This window comes from Pseudomonas sp. LB-090624 (assembly GCF_003205205.1).
Classification (GTDB): Bacteria; Pseudomonadota; Gammaproteobacteria; order Pseudomonadales; family Pseudomonadaceae; genus Aquipseudomonas.
Genome location: NZ_QJRL01000067.1, coordinates 1 through 6,193, shown reverse-complemented (window position 1 = coordinate 6,193; position 6,193 = coordinate 1). Strand labels below are relative to the sequence as shown.

Annotated in this window: 6 protein-coding genes and 1 pseudogene; 4 read left to right on the top strand and 3 right to left on the bottom strand. The window is 62.4% G+C overall.

Annotation, left to right across the window (positions count from 1 at the left end; all coding sequences use genetic code 11):
• Positions 1-127: thiamine pyrophosphate-binding protein (locus tag DMX11_RS25695; protein ID WP_009682266.1), on the bottom strand; the 127-nt coding region annotated here is incomplete at its 3' end.
• A gap of 185 nt (positions 128-312) precedes the next feature.
• Here DMX11_RS25695 and DMX11_RS25690 point away from each other — a divergent pair.
• From DMX11_RS25690 to DMX11_RS25680, 3 genes are all read left to right on the top strand, one after another.
• Positions 313-1,194: a LysR family transcriptional regulator gene (locus DMX11_RS25690; RefSeq protein WP_110748621.1), complete on the top strand. Its 882-nt coding sequence runs from the start codon at positions 313-315 to the stop codon at positions 1,192-1,194.
• A gap of 161 nt (positions 1,195-1,355) precedes the next feature.
• Positions 1,356-2,540, top strand: a complete 1,185-nt coding sequence (locus DMX11_RS25685; protein ID WP_110748619.1) for an MFS transporter — start codon at positions 1,356-1,358, stop codon at positions 2,538-2,540.
• Between the two features lie 296 nt (positions 2,541-2,836).
• Complete coding sequence (locus tag DMX11_RS25680; RefSeq protein ID WP_110748616.1) at positions 2,837-3,832, top strand: aldo/keto reductase; 996 nt, start codon at positions 2,837-2,839, stop codon at positions 3,830-3,832.
• Here DMX11_RS25680 and DMX11_RS25675 read toward each other — a convergent pair.
• Together DMX11_RS25675 and DMX11_RS25670 are read right to left on the bottom strand one after the other, a co-directional pair.
• Entirely contained in the window at positions 3,825-5,090 is a 1,266-nt protein-coding gene (locus DMX11_RS25675) for an ATP-binding protein (protein WP_110748613.1), read from the bottom strand. The two genes, DMX11_RS25680 and DMX11_RS25675, sit on opposite strands and share 8 nt — an antisense overlap.
• Positions 5,087-5,788, bottom strand: a complete 702-nt coding sequence (locus DMX11_RS25670) for a response regulator transcription factor (RefSeq protein WP_110748610.1) — start codon at positions 5,786-5,788, stop codon at positions 5,087-5,089. Before DMX11_RS25670 ends, DMX11_RS25675 begins: the two co-directional genes overlap by 4 nt.
• Before the next feature lie 197 nt (positions 5,789-5,985).
• Here DMX11_RS25670 and DMX11_RS25665 point away from each other — a divergent pair.
• Positions 5,986-6,193, top strand: a pseudogene (locus DMX11_RS25665) (outer membrane assembly protein); the annotation flags it as partial.

The window sequence follows — 6,193 nt, the reverse complement described above, 5'->3', positions numbered from 1 at the left end:
CCAGCTTGATCTTCGACTTGCGCAGGGATTCGAGCAGGTCGAGGTTTTCTTCACCGGGAATGCCGAATACATACTCGACACCTTCGTTTTCCAGGCATTGCACAACGACATCGGCGGCCTTGGCCATTTGGGGTACTACCTCAAAATCTTCGTGGAATTGCAGATTTATTAAGCTGCGCGACTGAGATGTTGCAGGATGTCTCAGTGGCGCGCATCGTAGGCCCTCTGGTTAATAATAATAAATATATTGTTATGATGCGTGTCATCACAGTTCGTTATGAATGCAACTGGCATGAAAGGTAGCACCCCTCGATGAACCTCAAGGCATTGCGTTGCTGTGTCGAAATCGTCCGGCAAGGCAGCTTCACCAAGGCTGCGCAGCACCTGCACATTGCCCAGCCGGCACTGAGCATGGCGGTTACCCGGCTGGAAGAAGAACTGGGTGTGACCCTGTTCAACCGCACCACGCGCAAAGTACTCCTTACCGCCGAGGGCGAGCAGTTCCTGCCGCGCATCGCATCGGCCTTGCGCGAAATGGACGTTGCCCGGCAAGAGCTGCGCGACATGGCCGACCTGAAGCGCGGTGAAGTGCGCCTGGGCATCCCACCGATGTTCGGCCTGCACTATGTGCCGGGGCTGATGAATGCCTTTCGCCAGTTTTACCCGGGCATTGCCATGACCGTGTTCGAAGGCAGTGCCGAAGACATTGGTCACCGCCTGGAACAACGGGAAATCGACCTTGCGCTACTGGAGTCACGTCGGGTGCCGCCGGACAAGGAGTCGATCCTGCTGGGCAGCGACGAGATGCTGGCGTGCATGCACCCCGACCACCCTTATGCAGCCAAGGCATTCCTCACCGCCGAGGACCTGCGCAACACCGACATGGTGGTGTTTGACCGCACTTTCGTGCAACGACAACTGCTGGACGCGTTCTTTGCCGAACACGGGATCACGTATCAGGTGGCGCTGCAAAGCAACTTCGTGTCGCTGGTGGTACAAGCGGCGCTGGACAACATGGGCGTGGCGACTTTGCTGCGTTCGGTGCAGCAGCGCACCCCGGGCATTGTCGGCGTGCCGTTCCGGCCAGCGCAGCAAATGAGCTTTCGCCTGTGCTGGCGCTCGGGGGAATACCTGTCGCTGGCCAGCAAGCGCTTCATCGACTTCGCCGCACAAACCCATTACCTGGAGCGCTGATAGCCACCTGTTCCGGGCTTTTGGCGGCCCAATAGGTGCCCGGCGAACGACGAGAAAGAGAGGAAGCCGCTCTACTTCCTCGACGTTGAAGTCGCGAATTGACTATCATCCCGCGTTGAACGTTTCAGCATGTTTCAATGCATGCCTCAATAGGGATACAGATGTCAGTCCAGGAACAACCTCCTCTTCCCAGTAAAAGCACGGTAGCCAAGATGGAAGCCGCCATGGCACTGGGTAGCTTCGCCATCGGTACCGGCGAATTCGCCATCATGGGCCTCATGCCCGACATTGCCAGCAACCTGCAACTGAGCGAGCCGCAAGTCGGCCATGCCATCAGCGCCTATGCGCTGGGGGTGATGGTCGGTGCGCCGACACTGGCGATTCTCGGTGCCAAGTTGCTGCGCAAGCACATGCTGCTGCTGTTGATGCTGCTGTATGCCTTGGGCAACCTGGCCACCGCCCTCGCCCCTTCGTTCGGCGGCCTGGTGGCTTTCCGTTTCATCAGCGGCCTGCCCCACGGCGCCTACTTCGGCATTGCCGCCGTGGTGGCGTCAAGCATGGTGGCCAAGGATCAACGCGCCGGGGCCGTTGCCCGCGTCATGATGGGCCTGACCCTGGCCATGCTGCTCGGCAACCCGGTGGCCACCTTCCTCGGTCAGTACTTCGGCTGGCGTTCAGCATTCGTGCTGGTCGGCGTGATCGCCCTGTGCACCATCGCCCTGGTCTGGCGCTTTGTGCCTCAGCGCCACGATGAAGCACGCAGCGACCCACGCAAGGAACTGCAAGCCTTCACCCAGCCGCAGGTATGGATGGCACTGGCCATCGCTTCAATCGGTTTTGCCGGCATGTTCTGCGTGTTCAGCTACCTGGCGCCGACCATGCTGCAGGTGACCCAAGTGTCACCGCAATGGATTCCGTTCGGCCTTGCGGCGTTCGGTGTAGGCGGTATCGTCGGTAATATCGCGGGCGGCAAACTGTTCGACCGCTTGCAGTTCCGTGCGGTGGGGCTGGTGCTGGTGTGGTCGGTTGCCGTGCTGCTGTTCTTCACGTTCGCTGCACAGGCTCTATGGAGCCTGCTGCTGGGCATCGGCCTGGTGGGCACCATGATTGCCCTGGCGGCGCCGCTGCAAATCCGGTTGATGGATATTGCTCATGAAGCACCGAGCCTTGCGGCAGCCTCGAACCACGCGGCGTTCAACCTTGCCAATGCCCTGGGGCCGTGGCTGGGAGGTATGGCGATCACTGCAGGTATGGGCTGGACCAGCACCGGGTACATCGGCGCCGCGACTGCGCTGGTTGGCCTGGGCATTTACCTGGTGGCGCGGCGGATGAAAGGCGGGCATTGAAGCCGGCATGGTCATAAAGGGTTACCCTACCCTTTTATGCACCCGCCACTGCCGAGTCATTCATGTTCGATTGGGAAGACCTGCGCCAAGGAGCATCGAAATGCTGGCTGGCCGTGCATGAAGACGTTCGCGCCACGCCGCGGATCAAGGCGGTTACCGACTTCCTTGAGTAACAGGTGCGGCCGCTGCTGCGCTTGTGAATTCTTGTAGATGGCGCATGCATCAATACGGAATTTTCGCTCAACCCTGCCTGCATTAGGCTAACTCCATCACTCACGCCCTTGAAGGAGACGACGATGCAGTACGTAAAGCTGGGTAGCACTGGGCTGGACATTTCAAGGCTGTGCCTGGGCTGCATGACCTTCGGTGAACCCGATGCCGGCACGCATCCCTGGACCTTGGGCGAAGACGCCAGCCGGCCGATCATTCGCCATGCCGTCGAGCAAGGCATCAACTTCTTCGACACTGCCAATAGCTATTCCGCCGGCACCTCGGAAATCATCCTCGGCAAACTCCTGAGGGAGTTTACCCGCCGCGAAGAAACCGTGATCGCCACCAAGGTGTTCTTCCCTGCCAACATGTGGGAAGGCGCCAGCCGGCCCAATGAGCAAGGCTTGTCACGCAAGGCGATCATGGCCAACATCGACGCCAGCCTCAGTCGCCTGGGCACAGACTATGTCGACCTCTACCAGATCCATCGCTGGGACTATCACACCCCCATCGAGGAAACCATGGAAGCTCTGCATGATGTGGTCAAGGCCGGCAAGGCGCGCTACATCGGTGCATCGTCGATGTATGCCTGGCAGTTCGCCAAGGCGCAGCAGGTAGCCGCCAGCCATGGCTGGAGCCGCTTCGTGTCGATGCAGAACTACCTCAACCTGATCTACCGCGAAGAAGAGCGAGAGATGATCCCGCTGTGCCTGGATCAAGGCGTCGGCCTGATGCCCTGGAGCCCGATGGCGCGCGGCCGCCTGACACGACCGCATGGGCAGCAAACCCAACGCACCCGCACCGATGTGTCCGGGCAATCGTTCTATGAAAAGACCGAGGCGGAGGACGGCCGGGTAATCGATGTGGTCGAGCAGATCGCCAGCGAACGGGGGGTACCGATGGCCCAGGTTGCGCTGGCCTGGGTATTGAGTAGGGCCGGCGTTAGCGCCCCTATCGTCGGCGCCTCGAAGCCCGCCCACCTGGACGATGCCCTGGGCGCACTGTCACTGCAGCTGAGCGAGGACGAGGTGGCGCGCTTGCAGGCCCCTTACGTTCCCCACGTGGTCACCGGCTTCAAGTAGCAATGGCTTGCGGCAGTTCGATACGCACTCGCAAGCCCCCTGTGGCGGCGGCCAGCGCGGTGATGCTGCCACCGTGCAAGGCGATGGCCCGTTGGGCGATCGCCAGCCCCAGGCCGAAGCCGTCGCTGCTGCTGTCGGTGCCACGGTCGAAAGGCTCGAAGATACGCTGCAGGCGTGCCGGGTCGACGCCCGGGCCATGGTCGCTGACGCAGACCTGCAACCATTGCCCACCGGGTGCCGGCGCGGCCTCCACCAATACCGCCGTGCCGGGCTTGGTGTAGCGCACGGCATTGCGGATGATGTTCTCGAAGGCCCGGTACAGGAGTTCTTCATGGCCATGCATGAGAAACGCCCCCTGCGCCAGCAAGGACACCTGGCACTGCTTCATGCCTGCCTCGAAACGGGCATCCTCGACGATCTGCGCCAACAGTTCGACCACATCCACGCTGGCGAAGTCACTGTTGCCTTGACGAGACTGGGCACGGGCCAGGGTCAACAATTGCTCGATCAGGTCGTCCATGCGCCGCGACTCGCGCTCGACCCGCTCCAGCATGTCAGGCCGATCAGGTTGCTGGCGCATCAGGCCGATAGCGGCATGCATGCGGGTGAGCGGTGAGCGCAGCTCATGGGAAATATCATGCAGCAGGTTCTGCTGGGCCTGCACCAAGGCCTTGAGCTGGCCGGCCATGCGGTCACAGTCCTCGGCCAGGTCGACGATTTCGTCACGGCGCTTGCCCAGCCGCGGCCTGACCCGCACATCGAAACGGCCTTGGGCAACCTGGCCCATGGCCTCGCGCAGCCAGGTCAGCGGCCGGGTCAGGTAAAAGCTGCACAACAGCGCGAACAGCGCGCTCATCACCGCTCCAGTCACAAACGGGCCAAAGTTGCGTGGGCGCGGTGCCATACCGACACGGGTGGCCACCGAAGCACGCAGCACCAGCGGGCGACCGTCACGGTCGAGCAGTGCCTGCTCGAAACGCGCCACGTGCACCGTTTGGCCAGCCAGCAAGCGGCCTTGATCGTCGTAAAGGCCTACTTGCACATCCTGCGGCTGTGGCGACACGTCCAGCAACTGGCGGCCGGCCCGCTCGCCATGCCGTTCGAGCATTTGCAGCTCGGTGGCCAGCAGCGCACGCAGCCCAGGGGTATCGCCGCGCAGCTCATTGAGCATGAAGGCCCCCGCCCCCACCAGGAAGGTCAGGGTGTTGGCCAGCCAGAAGGCCAGGAACAGCTTCCAGAACAGCCGCCGGCGCATCATTCGACGATCAGCATGTAGCCCATGCCGCGCACGCTCTGGATCCAGCTGCTGCCATCGGAGCGCGGGCCAAGTTTTTGCCGGATGCTGCTGACATGTACGTCGATGCGTCGGTCATAACGGGTCAGCGGCCGGCCCAGGGCATTGAGCGACAAGTCCTGTTTGCTGACCAGCTGACCGGCCTGGCGCGCCAGGGCTTCGAGCAGGCTGAACTCGGAGCCGGTCAGTTCCAGGGTGGCTGCGCCCCAGCGCGCCTCGCGCCGCCCCGGCCACATTTTCAATGCGCCGCTGCGTACCTGTTCAGGTACCTCGGGCGCGCTGGTTTCACCCATCAGGTGTGGCTGCACGCGCCGCAGTATCGCCCGCAGGCGCGCCACCAGCTCGCCAGGAGAACTGGGCTTGGGTACATAGTCGTCGGCACCCAGTTCAAGGCCGGCGATGCGGTCGATGTTGTCGCCCCGGGCAGTCAGCAGCAGTACCGGCACCTGGCTGCGCGCGCGCACGCGGCGTAACACTTCGATGCCCGAAATGCCGGGCAGCATCACGTCCAGCACCACCACCTGGAAGTTGCCGGACAACGCCTGGGTCTCGCCTTCTTCGCCGGTGTTCACGGCCGTTGCCTGAAAGCCTTCGCGCGCCAGGTACAAAGAGAGCATTTCGGTCAGTTCGCGGTCGTCGTCGACCAGCAGCACAGGGATCATCAGGGCCAGATTTCGCAATTGCAGGGGTGGTAATGATCGCCCTACGCGCCGGCACTGTCACCGCCGGCCGGTCGGACTTTACACATCTTTACCCTCGGCTAACCGCGCCGTACACAGCCCGCCCGTATCCTCATCGCCCGCTGCTTGCGGGTTGCCCGCGCTTGCCTCCCTCCAAATCCGCTTGTCTGGAACCCCCGATGAACTACCCGCGCCTGTTGCTCTCCATCCTGCTGCTGAAAGCCACACTGGCCCAGGCCTCACCGTTCAGGATCGCCGACATTCGCGTCAACGGCCTGCAGCGGGTTTCCGCCGGCAGCGTGTTCGGGGCCTTGCCGCTGAACGTCGGTGACCAGGCCGATGACCGCCGTCTGGTGGACTCGACCCGTTCCCTGTTCAAGACCGGGT